The 13,520-nt window shown below is 70.1% G+C and carries 11 protein-coding genes; all 11 read left to right on the top strand.

What is annotated here, in order from left to right:
- The first annotated feature begins 8 nt into the window (after positions 1-8).
- The 11 genes from ACLQ21_RS09685 to tuf all read left to right on the top strand — a co-directional run bounded on the left by ACLQ21_RS09685 (position 9) and on the right by tuf (position 13,480).
- A complete protein-coding gene (locus ACLQ21_RS09685) occupies positions 9-4,544 on the top strand; it encodes an FtsK/SpoIIIE domain-containing protein (protein ID WP_425663177.1) in 4,536 nt (1,511 codons plus the stop codon).
- Positions 4,545-4,637: 93 nt separating this feature from the next.
- Positions 4,638-4,925 (top strand): WXG100 family type VII secretion target, encoded by a 288-nt coding sequence (locus tag ACLQ21_RS09680; protein WP_425663175.1) that lies wholly within the window; start codon positions 4,638-4,640, stop codon positions 4,923-4,925.
- A 157-nt stretch (positions 4,926-5,082) separates the two neighbouring features.
- A complete protein-coding gene (locus ACLQ21_RS09675) occupies positions 5,083-5,397 on the top strand; it encodes a hypothetical protein (protein WP_425663173.1) in 315 nt (104 codons plus the stop codon).
- 40 nt (positions 5,398-5,437) lie between these two features.
- The gene (locus tag ACLQ21_RS09670; RefSeq protein ID WP_425663171.1) at positions 5,438-6,688 is read left to right on the top strand and encodes a hypothetical protein; all 1,251 of its coding nucleotides are present in this window, start codon (positions 5,438-5,440) and stop codon (positions 6,686-6,688) included.
- 27 nt (positions 6,689-6,715) lie between these two features.
- Complete coding sequence (locus ACLQ21_RS09665; RefSeq protein WP_425663169.1) at positions 6,716-7,381, top strand: hypothetical protein; 666 nt, start codon at positions 6,716-6,718, stop codon at positions 7,379-7,381.
- Entirely contained in the window at positions 7,381-8,049 is a 669-nt protein-coding gene (locus ACLQ21_RS09660) for a hypothetical protein (RefSeq protein ID WP_425663167.1), read from the top strand. Before ACLQ21_RS09665 ends, ACLQ21_RS09660 begins: the two co-directional genes overlap by 1 nt.
- Complete coding sequence (locus ACLQ21_RS09655) at positions 8,046-8,771, top strand: hypothetical protein (protein ID WP_425663165.1); 726 nt, start codon at positions 8,046-8,048, stop codon at positions 8,769-8,771. The genes ACLQ21_RS09660 and ACLQ21_RS09655 overlap by 4 nt, the downstream gene beginning before the upstream one ends.
- 316 nt (positions 8,772-9,087) lie before the next feature.
- The gene (gene rpsL / locus ACLQ21_RS09650) at positions 9,088-9,462 is read left to right on the top strand and encodes a 30S ribosomal protein S12 (protein WP_055787040.1); all 375 of its coding nucleotides are present in this window, start codon (positions 9,088-9,090) and stop codon (positions 9,460-9,462) included.
- On the top strand, positions 9,462-9,932 hold the full coding sequence (gene rpsG / locus ACLQ21_RS09645; protein WP_425663162.1) for a 30S ribosomal protein S7: 471 nt from the start codon (positions 9,462-9,464) through the stop codon (positions 9,930-9,932). The genes rpsL and rpsG overlap by 1 nt, the downstream gene beginning before the upstream one ends.
- An 89-nt stretch (positions 9,933-10,021) precedes the next feature.
- On the top strand, positions 10,022-12,136 hold the full coding sequence (gene fusA / locus ACLQ21_RS09640; protein ID WP_425663160.1) for an elongation factor G: 2,115 nt from the start codon (positions 10,022-10,024) through the stop codon (positions 12,134-12,136).
- Between the two features lie 150 nt (positions 12,137-12,286).
- Entirely contained in the window at positions 12,287-13,480 is a 1,194-nt protein-coding gene (gene tuf, locus ACLQ21_RS09635) for an elongation factor Tu (protein WP_425663159.1), read from the top strand.
- Positions 13,481-13,520: the final 40 nt, after the last annotated feature.

Genomic DNA, 13,520 nt, shown 5'->3' with positions numbered 1-13,520 from the left:
AGAGCCACGTGAAGGTCAAGCTCACCCTGCACCGGACCACGTCCGAGCCCACCGACGTCGTCATCACCGCCGACTCGACGGCCACGGTCGAGGACGTCGCCCGGCAGATCGCGCTGGCCGAGCCGACGCGCTCGATCGCCTTCGGCGACGACGACACCCTCTCGCTCGCCGTCGCCCCGCCGACCGAGCGCTCGCTCGTGCAGCTGCAGCCCGATGCGCTCGTCGCCGAGGCCCCGATCGGGTCGGGCTTCCACGCCCAGGTCGTCAACCTCGGCGTCGGTGCCCGCCGGGGCGGCCCGGCGGGGAGCGCGGTCGAGGCGGTCGCCGTGCTCCTGGCCGTGTCCGGCCCGCTCCGCGGGCAGGAGTTCCCGCTGCCGCGCGGCCACTGGCGCCTGGGCCGCGACGCCGCGAACGACATCGTGCTCGACGACCCGCTCGTCTCGAAGCGGCACGCTCGCGTCGAGGTGGGCGCGCACATCGAGGTCGTCGACCTCGGCTCATCGAACGGCATCCTGGTCGACGGCCAGCACACGACCCGGATCACCGTCATCCCCGGCCAGCCCTTCACGATCGGCGACTGCGACTTCGTCGTGCACGTCGCGAGCGCATTCGACGGCTCGGGGGAGGACCCGGTGCTCGAGCGCGGCGGCGCGCTCATGTTCAACCGCAGCCCGCGCGTGGAGCCGCGCTACCCGGGCGAGGCGCTCAAGTCGCCACGGATCCCGAAGGAGATCAGCGACAAGCTGTTCCCCTGGCCCATGCTCATGACGCCGATCCTCATGGCCGCGGCCCTCTACGCCCTCACGGGGCGCGTGCGCTCGATCCTGATCGCGTTCATGACGCCGCTCATGTTCCTCGGCAACTTCATCAACCAGCGTCGGCAGTCGGGGCAGCGGCAGAAGGTCGAGACGCAGGTCTTCGAGAAGCAGTTCGAGGCGCTCGAGGAGCGCTTCTACCGCGAGCAGCCGGTCGAGGTGCGCGTCCGCAACCAGGAGGCGCCGCCCGTCGCCGAGGTCTTCGACCACGCGATGCGGCTCGGGCCGATGCTCTGGACGCGACGGCCGGAGCACTGGAACTTCCTCGGGCTGCGGCTCGGCAGCTGCCGCGACGAGTCGCGGCTGACGATCCGCGAGCCCTCCGAGGACGAGGGCAGCGGGCTCCCGGAGTACCTGGAGCGCGTCGACCGCCTGCGCGAGCGCATGCGCGAGGTCGACGACGTGCCCGTGTTCGAGTCGCTCTCGACCGCCGGCTCGATCGGCGTCGCGGGGGTCAAGGGCGTCGCCGCGGACGCGCTGCGCGGCATCGCGGTGCAGCTGTTCGGGCTGCACGCGCCCAACGAGGTCGTCGCGGTCGCGCTCTGCGACCCCGAGTGGACCGAGGAGCTCGACTGGCTCAAGTGGCTCCCGCACACGACGAGCGCGACGAGCCCCTTCGCGGGGATGCCGCTGGCCGACTCCGCACCGGCGGGCACCGCGCTGCTCAACGCGCTCGAGGAGCACGTCATGCGCCGCGGGAAGCCCCCGGTGCCCCGCGGTCCCATGGCCGACCGCTGGACGCCCATGGACTTCGGCACCGACGTCGAGCGCGCGGCGGGCATCACGCAGTCGCAGCACCAGACCTCCGTCGTCGTCATCGTGACCAATGACGCGCCGGTCGACCGCCCGCGACTGACCCAGATCCTGGAGCGCGGCGCCGACGTCGGCGTGCACGCGATCTTCGTCGCGCCGACCGTCGAGTCGCTCCCGGCCGCGTGCCGCAGCTTCGTCGACGTCACCGACGGGCTGGAGTCCGCGCGCGCGGGCTCGGTGCGCGCCGGCGAGGCGAAGGAGTCCGTGACGGTCGAGGGCGTCTCGCTCGAGTACATGCGGATGTTCGCGAAGCGCCTCGCCCCGGTCGTCGACTCGAGCATCGTCATCACCGACAGCTCGGACATCCCCGGATCGGTGACGCTGCTGTCGCTCATCGGCGACGAGGTCGCGGAGGACCCCGCGGCGGTGATCGACCGCTGGCGCCAGAACTCCACGATCCTCGACCGCTCGGGCGCGAAGCTGCCGCGCCTCAAGCGCGCCGGCACGCTGCGCGCCGTGATCGGCCAGGGCCCGAGCGACGTCATGACGCTCGACCTGCGCACCCAGGGCCCCCATGCCCTCGTGGGCGGCACGACGGGAGCCGGCAAGTCCGAGTTCCTGCAGGCCTGGGTGCTCGGCATGGCGGCGGCGCACAGCCCGGACCGCGTGACGTTCCTCTTCGTCGACTACAAGGGCGGATCGGCGTTCGCCGACTGCGTCGAGCTGCCGCACTGCGTCGGGCTCGTCACCGACCTCAGCCCGCACCTCGTGCGGCGCGCGCTCACGAGCCTCAAGGCCGAGCTGCACCATCGCGAGCACCTCTTCAACCGCAAGAAGGCGAAGGACCTGCTCGAGCTCGAGAAGCGGCAGGACCCCGAGACGCCGCCCGCGCTCGTGCTCGTCATCGACGAGTTCGCGGCGCTCGCGAAGGACGTGCCGGAGTTCGTCGACGGCGTCGTCGACATCGCCCAGCGCGGGCGCTCGCTCGGCATCCACCTCATCATGGCCACGCAGCGCCCCGCGGGCGTCATCAAGGACAACCTGCGCGCGAACACCAACCTGCGCGTCGCGCTGCGCATGGCCGACGAGTCGGACTCGAAGGACGTCGTCGACGACCCCGTCGCGGCCTCGTTCGACCCGAGCCTGCCGGGCCGCGGCATCGCGAAGACCGGCCCCGGTCGCCTCGTCCCCTTCCAGTCGGCCTACGCCGGAGGCTGGTCGAGCCAGGACGAGTCGGTCGCGGCGGAGGTGCGCGTCGCGGAGCTGCGCTTCGGCTCGACCCCCGACTGGGAGGTCGAGCGTGTCGCGGAATCGGACTCGCACGCCGAGGACCTCGGTCCGAACGACCAGAAGCGCATCGTGCGCACGCTGATCCGGGCGGCGGGCGAGGCAGCCATCCCGGCACCCCGGCGCCCGTGGCTCGACGACCTGCCGACGACGATCGACCTGCGCTCGCAGCCGCTCGAGGGCGACAGCCGAGTGCTGCTCGGCCTGTCCGACCTCCCCGAGCGGCAGCAGCAGCTGCCCGCCTACTTCGAGCCGGACAAGGACGGCTCCATGCTCGTCTTCGGCGCGTCCGGCTCCGGCAAGTCGGCGCTGCTGAAGACGGTAGGGACGGTCGCGGGGATGCGGCCGGAGCTCGGCAGAGCCGAGGTCTACGGCCTCGACTTCGGCTCCGGGTCGCTGCGCTCCATCGAGCGCCTGCCGCACGTCGGCTCGGTCATCGAGGGCGACGACGTCGAGCGCGTCCAGCGACTCCTGCGCTCGATCGACCGCGAGCTCGACCGCAGGGCTCGCGCGTTCGCCGCGGCGGACGCCTCGAGCCTCGGTGAGTTCCGCACGATCGCCGAGCCGGACGCGACCCGCATCTTCGTGCTCGTCGACAACTTCCCCGAGTTCCGCAAGGACTGGGAGATCCAGTCCGCACGCTCGCCGTACTACCGGATGTTCATGCGCATCATCGGCGAGGGCCGCAACCTCGGCGTCCACGCGGTCATCGCCGCGGACCGGCCCGGCTCGCTCTCGAGCAACGTCACGGCGAACATCTCGCGCCGCGTCGTGCTGCGGCTCGCCGACCCCAACGGCTACATGTACCTGGGCGTCGACCGCGACGTGCTCGACGACACCTCGCCCGCGGGCCGGGCGATCTTCGACGGTGCCGAGACGCAGCTCGCCATCATCGGCGGCACCGCGAACGTCGCAGAGCAGGCCGCCCTGCTCGACGAGCTCGGCCGGGGCCTCCGCGAGCGCGGCGCCCCCGACGTCGAGGAGATCGGCGCGCTGCCGACGCTCGTCGCGCAGTCCGAGATGCCCGAATCCGTCGACGGCATGCCGGTGTTCGGCGTCGCCGAGGACACGCTCGGCCCCCGGCCCTTCGAGCCGCTCGGCACCTTCACGGTGGTGGGGCCGCCGCAGTCCGGCCGCTCGAGCGCGCTGCGATCGCTCGTGCGAGCCATGGAGCGCTTCGATCCGGACGTGAAGCTCTTCCACCTCGGTGGACGGCGCGCGCAGCTGACGGACTTCCGGCCATGGATCCGGAGCGCGGTGCGGCCCGACGAGGTCGACGCGCTCGCGAAGGAGCTCGCGGAGCTCGTCGTCGACGAGTCCGTGCCCGGCAGGATCGCCATCGTCGTCGAGGACGTGGCGCAGCTGAACGACGGTCCCTCGGAGCGCGCGGTGCGCGCCCTGATGGCGGCGGTCAACAACAGCGACCACGTGCTCTTCGGCGAGGCGGACATCTCGCGCGCCGGGAGCAGCAGCGGCGCCCTCGGCGAGTGGAAGGCAGGCAGGCAGGGCATCGCGCTGCAGCCCGACGCCTATGACGGCGACAGCATCTTCAAGGTGCCGTTCCCGCGCGTGAAGCGCTCGGAGTTCCCCGTCGGCCGCGGCATCTTCGTGCAGCACGGCCGCGCCGTCGCGATGCAGATGCCGTTCGTGCCGGAAGCCGCCCACGTGGCGTCGCCCGTGCATGGGTAGGTCTCCCCATTGCTCTCCCAGCAGGCCGTTCCTAGGTTTGACGCAGGTGGTCCGGACTGGGGCCACGACTCCACCTGAGAAAGGCGATCACCGATGAGTGACTTCGGCGCAACGTATGACGAGATGGAGACCACGGCCTCCAACCTCGACACCGGCAAGACGGACATCGACGACCTGCTCAACAGGCTCCAGGGCTACGTCGACACGCTGGTCGAGGATGGGTTCAAGACCGAGAAGGCGTCGGGCAAGTACCGCGACGGCTACCAGGATCTGACGGACGGCCTCAAGGAGGCGGCGCAGGGCGTCGAGGACATGGCGCAGGCGCTGCGCGACATGGCGCAGGCCATCAAGGACACCGACACGGCGCTCGCCGGCGGCTGAGCCCAGTGTCGGCGAGGAGGGGGCCGCGGCTGCGGCCCCCTCCTCGCACATCCGGGCCGCGCCGTCATGGGGAGGTCTCCCCATCGCCCCCGCGCAGAGTCCCACCTAGATTTGCAGGAACGGCAGTCATGCCGAGAACCGCACCGAGGAGATCCCGATGAACGATGTGCTCATCAAGTACAGCGAGCTCGAACGGCTCCTCGAACGCCTGGGCAGCATCATCACCGAGTTCGAGAGCGCGAGCGACCGCTCGAGCCAGATCCGCGACGCCGTCGGCTATCCGTTCGGGCGCTCGGAGCTCACCGACAAGGCGAGCGAGGCCGAGTCGCGCTGGAGCTACAAGCGCGGCAAGCTCACGGAGTCGCTCATCGGCATCCGCGATCACGCGCAGGCGCTCCACGACGCCTTCCAGGAGTTCGACGCGGACGCCGCGACGAAGTTCGAGTCCGGCGCCCAGCCGCCGGCAGCCTGACCACCAAGACCACCACCGACGCACGCCGAAGGACGAGGGCATGAGCACCTGGCCGTACACGCCGAGGACCCGACAGATCCTGGAGTTCCAGCAGGACGGGGGCGAGATCGTCTCGCTCGGCTGGGACATCTGGTACCTCGGCCAGTACATGGACACCGCCGCGGGGATCATGGAGAGCCTCGCCAACGGCAGCGACGGGCAGCAGGGCCAGGCGGTCGACGAGCTGCGCAGCAAGGTCGGCGACGCCCACGTGCAGCTCGCGCTCGCCGGCGAGCTCTACAAGCCGATCGGCATGGCGCTCAAGGGGTACGGCGCCGAGGTGCGCGACACCATCAGCACGCAGATCAACACCCGGCACCAGTCTGCCCACGACGCCTGGACGACCTACGTCGGCCTCCCGGGCGACCGCAACGGCCGCTCGTACTTCCTCGGCATCGGTGAGCCGGAGGCCGGCTCGCCCGAGGCCGAGCAGCACGAGGCCGAGGACGCGGCCAAGGAGCAGGCGTGGAACGACTGGATCGACGCCGCCGACTCGTACGACGCCGCCTACGACACGTGGGAGTCGGCGTGGGACCAGGCGGTCGACACGATCGACGACGGCTTCAGCGACGACCTGAAGGACTCGCGCTGGGAGAAGTTCAAGCAGGGCCTCGACATCTTCCTCGAGGTGCTCAAGTGGGCCGGCCTCGTGGTGGGCATCCTGGCTCTCATCATCGGCGGCCCGATCCTCGCGGCGATCGCCGCGGCGATCGCCGTGGCCGCGCTCATCGGCACGCTCATCCTCGCCTTCGAGGGGGATCGAACGTGGGGCGATGTCGCGTGGGCGGTGGTCGACCTCGTGCCGGTCGGCAAGGTCGGCAAGCTGTTCCAGGCCGGCGAGAAGATGAAGTTCGTCAAGGAGCTCGGCAAGAACTTCCGGCCGCAGACGTACGCCGACGGCTGGACGGCGCTCAAGAGCTTCCCGACAGAGGGCTGGGGCAAGGGAGCGTCGCGCAACGTCGTCGACGGCGTCACGGGGCTCCTCACCGGCAAGAACGGGCCCGGCTGGAAGACGCTGTGGAAGGACAACATGGACATCTCCGCGTGGCGCGCCGCGACGAACCCCGGCCTGGCCGACCGCTTCGGGGAGCGCATCATCCGCTTCGGCGGCACGATGTACGAGGGCTCCTTCACCGTCGCGAACCACGTCTTCAAGGTGCAGGACTGGGCGACGACCATCTCGAACGGCGTCACGGGCCAGAACGACTCGAGCTGGCGCAAGAGCGACCCCATCGTCCGCTTCATCTTCTGATCGATGGCCGCTGCTAGGGTCGCCGGCGTGACGGCATCGACCACGGGCGGTATCGCCGCGACGACGACCGAGGATGGCTGGCTCCGGATCCCGGAACTGCCGCAGGCGCAGCGCGAGGCGTGGGTCGCCGAGGTCGTCGGCGAGCTCCGCGAGGCGTGGGGCGAGGCGTGGGACGACCGCGCCGAGCTCATGGTGTCGACGATGCTCGCCGAGACGATCGGCGACCGCCCTGACGCGCACGTCGTCTTCGAGGTGTGGCCGTTCGCGGTCCCTGCCCGCGCGCGCGTGCAGATCTCGATGCTCGACGCCGCGACGGTGCCCGACCTCCAGCAGCTCGGCTTCAGCCTCGTCCCGTACGACGGCGCGGCGGCGGGCCCGGGGCTCATGCTCGTGCGGCGGAGCACCGAGGCCGCCGAGGACGGCGAGGGCGTCAGGCTCGTCGACTGGGGCGTGCTCTTCGACGACGGCACGCACGCGCTGCTCGTGCAGGTCGACACGCTGCCGCTCTTCTTCCTCCAGCGCATCCTGCCCGGACTCCACGGTCTCGTCGTGGGGCTCGAGGCGACGCTGCCCGACGGCCGGCCGTTCCGCGCCGTCCCGTCGGCGCACGCGCTCGCCGACCCCGACGGCGAGTGGTCGGCGCTCCGGCTCCGCGCTGAGGGCCTCGCCGGCGACGACGCGGGGGCCCGCTGATGGCCGTCGACACGGGCGCGGCGCCCGCGGCGCCCGGCGGGGTCACTGAGCGCGTCTCGCTGCGAGAGGCCCTCGGCGCGATGCCCCTGCCGCGCTTCGAGCTCACGCTGCCCGAGGGCTGGGGGCGGATCTCCGCCGACGAGGAGGGCCAGGCCGACCTCGAGCGTCGCGTCCGCGAGCGGATGATGCGCACGGGGCGGCCCGACCTGATGGCGGGCCTGCGCGCGCTGCTGCGCGAGAGCATGGGCTCGATGCGTGAGCACGGCGCCGTCGCCGTGTTCCTTCCGCTCGACCCCGACGGGACCGGCCAGACGGGTGCCGCGACATCGATCACGGCGTGCTTGCGCACGGGCACGCCCGACGCGCCCCTCGACGAGTACGTGCAGCAGGCGATCCGGCGCTTCGATGCGAAGCCGCTCCTCGACGACCTGCGCACGCTGCGGTTCGAGACCGAGTCGACCCGCGACCTCGACGGCGTCTCCGCGGTCATCTCGACGACGCACTACATCACGCCCGTGCCCGGCACGCGCCGACAGCGCGCGCTCGAGCTGCTGGCCACCTACGGCAGGCCCGAGTCGATGGCGCGCGACGACGAGCGCATCGAGCTGCTGCACACGATGTTCGATCTCAGCGCATCGACGCTGCGATGGACGAGGGAGGAAGCATGAGCGCCGAGCGAGCGAGCGCCGCGGTCCGGCAGGCCCGCGAGGACGACTTCTCGGACGGGCTCCGGCTCGGTTCGCTCGAGATGGCGCAGGCCGTCGAGGCGCCCGGTGTGCGGATCGGCGGTGCTGGCACCGCGCTCCTGACCCTCGCCACGGGGCTCGCGCTCGTCGCGCCGCTCGGCGGGGTGCTCGCGCCGCTCGGAGGCTCGGGAGCCGACGTCTTCTCCGGCACCGGCCGGCTCGCGCCCGACCAGGAGCGGCTCATCGTCCTCGCGTGCTTCTGGATCGCCGCGGCCGGGCAGGCGTGGAGCCTGTTCTCCTGGTGGCGACTGGGTCGCGCCCGCAGCGGCTGGGCCGTCGCGGCCGCCGCGCTCGCGGTGGCCGCGGCTGCGGTCGCCGCGCTGTGGCACCTCGCCCGGACCCCCGATCCCACCGCCTTCCTGCTGCCGATCCTGCTGACCGGAGCGCTCGGGCTCATGGCGCTCGTCGCGCGCCTCACGATGTCGCGACGCGAGACGGCCGCCGACGTGCGGCGCCGCCAGGTCGCCGAGCAGCTGCGCACCCTGCCGAGCGAGCAGCAGCACGCCCTGCTCGCCGAGCGCCGCGAGATCCTCGCGGCGCTGCTGGATCGGGGACTCATCGACGACGAGCTCGCGCAGCGCGCCGCCGCGGCGCCGCTCGGCGAGTGGTGGCAGGTCGACCGGGAGCGGCCGTCGGGGGAGTGAGCGCGAGCACGAGCCGCCACTCGAGGCGGCCGCCGCTCGAACGCATCCGCGGTCGGTGACCGCGCGCAGCGCCGGCGCTTGACCGTGCAGGCGCGGTGGCCCTATCCTTGATCGGGTGTGCGCACACGCGCGCCCTGCGTCATGCGCGGGGCTCGGGCGGGCAGCACTTGGGCCGCGGACTCGAAGTCCGCGATCCCCCACGGCATATCCACCACCCGCGAGGAGTGCGCGAGAGCGCGCGGTGGATCACCGATGGAGCCGGCTCGACCGGCGAACCACATCGAATCGCTGTCACCGTGCAGCAGGAAGAAGCAACGTGCCCACTATCCAGCAGCTGGTCCGCAAGGGTCGGTCGCCGAAGGTCACCAAGACCAAGGCGCCCGCTCTGAAGGCGAACCCCCAGCAGCGCGGCGTCTGCACCCGCGTGTACACCACCACCCCGAAGAAGCCGAACTCGGCGCTCCGCAAGGTCGCCCGCGTGAAGCTCTCGAACGGCACCGAGGTCACCGCCTACATCCCCGGTGAGGGCCACAACCTCCAGGAGCACTCGATGGTGCTCGTGCGCGGCGGTCGTGTGAAGGACCTCCCCGGTGTGCGCTACAAGATCGTGCGCGGCGCGCTCGACACCCAGGCCGTGAAGAACCGCAAGCAGGCTCGCAGCCGCTACGGCGCGAAGATGGAGAAGAAGTAATGCCTCGCAAGGGTCCCGCTCCCAAGCGCCCGGTGGTTGCTGACCCCGTCTACGGCGCACCGATCGTCTCGCAGCTCGTCAACAAGATCCTCCTCGACGGCAAGAAGGGCCTCGCCGAGCGCATCGTCTACGGCGCGCTCGCCGGCGTCGGCACCAAGTCCGGTCAGGACGCGGTCGCCGTGCTCAAGAAGGGTCTCGACAACATCCGTCCGACCCTCGAGGTGAAGTCGCGCCGCGTCGGCGGCTCGACCTACCAGGTCCCCGTCGAGGTCAAGCCGCACCGTGCGAACACGCTCGCGCTGCGCTGGCTCGTCTCGTACGCCAAGGCGCGTCGCGAGAAGACCATGACCGAGCGCCTCATGAACGAGATCCTCGACGCATCGAACGGCCTCGGCGCCGCGGTGAAGCGTCGCGAGGACACGCACAAGATGGCCGAGTCGAACAAGGCCTTCGCGCACTACCGCTGGTAGCAGCCAGCAGGTGAGGGTCCCGGCTCCGGCCGGGACCCCCACCCCGCGACACTCAGACCCCCGCTCCATCCACTCATCGGAGGAACCCTGTGGCACAGGACGTGCTCACCGACCTGAACAAGGTCCGCAACATCGGCATCATGGCCCACATCGATGCCGGCAAGACCACGACGACCGAGCGCATCCTGTTCTACACGGGCGTCAACCACAAGATCGGCGAGACCCACGACGGCGCCTCGACCACCGACTGGATGGAGCAGGAGCAGGAGCGCGGCATCACGATCACGTCTGCCGCCGTGACCTGCTTCTGGGACAACAACCAGATCAACATCATCGACACCCCCGGCCACGTCGACTTCACGGTCGAGGTCGAGCGCTCGCTCCGCGTGCTCGACGGCGCGGTCGCCGTCTTCGACGGCAAGGAGGGCGTCGAGCCCCAGTCCGAGACCGTCTGGCGCCAGGCCGACAAGTACGACGTGCCCCGCATCTGCTTCGTCAACAAGATGGACAAGATGGGTGCCGACTTCTACTTCACGGTCGACACGATCATCAACCGCCTCGGCGCCCGTCCGCTGGTCATCCAGCTGCCGATCGGCTCCGAGAGCGCCTTCGAGGGCATCGTCGACCTGGTCGAGATGAACGCGAAGACCTGGCGAGGCGACTCCAAGGGTGACGTGAAGATGGGCGCCGAGTACGCCATCGAGGAGATCCCGGCCGAGCTTCAGGAGAAGGCCGACGAGTACCGCAAGGCACTGCTCGAGACCGTCGCCGAGACGGACGACGCCCTCATGGAGAAGTACTTCGAGGGCGAGGAGCTGACGGTCGCCGAGATCAAGGCAGCCATCCGCAAGATGACCGTCAACTCGGAGATCTACCCCGTGCTGTGCGGGTCGGCCTTCAAGAACCGCGGCGTGCAGCCCATGCTCGACGCGGTCGTCGACTACCTCCCGACGCCGCTGGACGTCCCGGCCATCCCCGGCCACGACATCCGCGACGAGGAGGTCGTCATCGAGCGGCACGCCGACCGCGACGAGCCCTTCGCGGCCCTCGCGTTCAAGGTCGCCGTGCACCCGTTCTTCGGCCGCCTGACCTACGTGCGCGTCTACTCGGGCCACGTCGAGTCGGGTGCCGCGGTCGCCAACTCGACCAAGGGCAAGAAGGAGCGCATCGGGAAGATCTTCCAGATGCACGCCAACAAGGAGAACCCGGTCGAGTCGATGACCGCGGGCCACATCTACGCGGTGATCGGCCTCAAGGACACGACGACCGGTGACACGCTGAGCGACCCGGCCAACCAGGTCGTCCTCGAGTCGATGACGTTCCCCGAGCCCGTCATCGAGGTCGCGATCGAGCCGAAGACGAAGGCCGACCAGGAGAAGCTCTCCCTCGCCATCCAGAAGCTGGCGGAGGAGGACCCGACCTTCCGGACCGAGAACAACCCGGAGACCGGTCAGACGGTCATCAAGGGCATGGGCGAGCTGCACCTCGACATCCTCGTCGACCGCATGAAGCGCGAGTTCAAGGTCGAGGCGAACGTCGGCAAGCCCCAGGTCGCGTACCGCGAGACCATCAAGGGCACGGTCGAGAAGTACGACTACACGCACAAGAAGCAGACCGGTGGCTCCGGCCAGTTCGCCAAGGTGCAGATCAAGCTCGAGCCGATGGACCTGTCGGGCGAGGAGAGCTACGAGTTCGTGAACGCCGTCTCCGGTGGTCGCATCCCTCGCGAGTACATCCCCTCGGTCGACGCGGGCATGCAGGACGCCATGCAGGTCGGCGTGCTGGCGGGCTTCCCGACGGTCGGCGTCAAGGCGACGCTGCTCGACGGCGCCGCGCACGACGTCGACTCCTCGGAGATGGCGTTCAAGATCGCCGGCTCGATGGCGTACAAGGAGGCTGCCCGCAAGGCGCAGCCCGTGCTGCTCGAGCCGCTCATGGCGGTCGAGGTGCGCACGCCCGAGGAGTACATGGGCGACGTCATCGGCGACCTGAACTCGCGTCGCGGGCAGATCCAGTCGATGGAGGATGCCCAGGGAGTGAAGGTCGTCAAGGCCCTCGTGCCGCTGTCGGAGATGTTCGGCTACGTCGGCGACCTGCGGTCGAAGACGTCCGGCCGTGCCGTCTACTCGATGGAGTTCTCGACCTACGCCGAGGTGCCCCGCGCCGTCTCGGACGAGATCGTCCAGAAGAGCAAGGGCGAGTGACCCGTGGGGCGGTCGAGAGGCCGCCCCTGGGCACCGCCCATGGCCTCGGTTTCGCCTGAACCCACGGCCGAAGTACGATGAATCACCACCACCCGAACGCTCTGCCGCGACGCGGCGGTGCACTCATGAGAACAGTCCTAGGAGGACACAGTGGCTAAGGCCAAGTTCGAGCGGACCAAGCCGCACGTCAACATCGGAACGATCGGTCACGTCGACCACGGCAAGACGACGCTGTCGGCTGCGATCTCGAAGGTCCTGGCAGACAAGTACCCGTCGGCCACCAACGTGCAGCGCGACTTCGCGTCGATCGACTCCGCTCCCGAGGAGCGCCAGCGCGGCATCACGATCAACATCTCGCACATCGAGTACGAGACGCCGAAGCGCCACTACGCGCACGTCGACGCTCCTGGTCACGCTGACTACATCAAGAACATGATCACGGGTGCTGCGCAGATGGACGGCGCGATCCTCGTGGTCGCCGCCACCGACGGTCCGATGGCGCAGACGCGCGAGCACGTGCTGCTCGCCAAGCAGGTCGGCGTGCCGTACCTGATGGTCGCGCTCAACAAGTCGGACATGGTCGACGACGAGGAGATCCTGGAGCTCGTCGAGCTCGAGGTCCGCGAGCTGCTCTCGAGCCAGGACTTCGACGGCGACAACGCTCCCGTCGTGCGCGTCTCGGCGCTCAAGGCGCTCGAGGGCGAGGAGAAGTGGGTCGACGCGATCGTCGAGCTCATGCAGGCCGCTGACGACAACATCCCGGACCCGGTCCGCGACCGCGACAAGCCCTTCCTCATGCCGATCGAGGACGTCTTCACCATCACCGGCCGTGGCACGGTCGTGACGGGTCGCGCCGAGCGCGGCACGCTCGCGATCAACTCCGAGGTCGAGATCGTCGGCATCCGCCCGACGCAGAAGACCACGGTCACGGGCATCGAGATGTTCCACAAGCAGCTCGACGAGGCTTGGGCCGGCGAGAACTGCGGTCTGCTCCTCCGCGGCACCAAGCGCGAGGACGTCGAGCGCGGCCAGGTCGTCGTGAAGCCGGGCTCGGTCACGCCGCACACGAACTTCGAGGGCACGGCGTACATCCTCGCCAAGGACGAGGGTGGCCGTCACAACCCGTTCTTCACGAACTACCGCCCGCAGTTCTACTTCCGCACCACCGACGTCACCGGCGTCATCTCGCTGCCCGAGGGCACCGAGATGGTCATGCCCGGCGACACCACCGACATGACGGTCGAGCTGATCCAGCCGATCGCCATGGAGGAGGGCCTCGGCTTCGCCATCCGCGAGGGTGGCCGCACCGTCGGCGCCGGCACGGTCACGAAGATCATCAAGTAGTCATCTGACTGCTCTCGGAGGGGGTCCGGCTTCGGCCGGG

It is taken from the genome of Agrococcus sp. DT81.2 (assembly GCF_049844935.1).
In the GTDB taxonomy this organism is placed as follows: domain Bacteria; phylum Actinomycetota; class Actinomycetes; order Actinomycetales; family Microbacteriaceae; genus Agrococcus.
The sequence above is the reverse complement of the archived record's forward strand: the minus strand, read 5'-3'. Positions and strand labels throughout refer to the sequence as shown.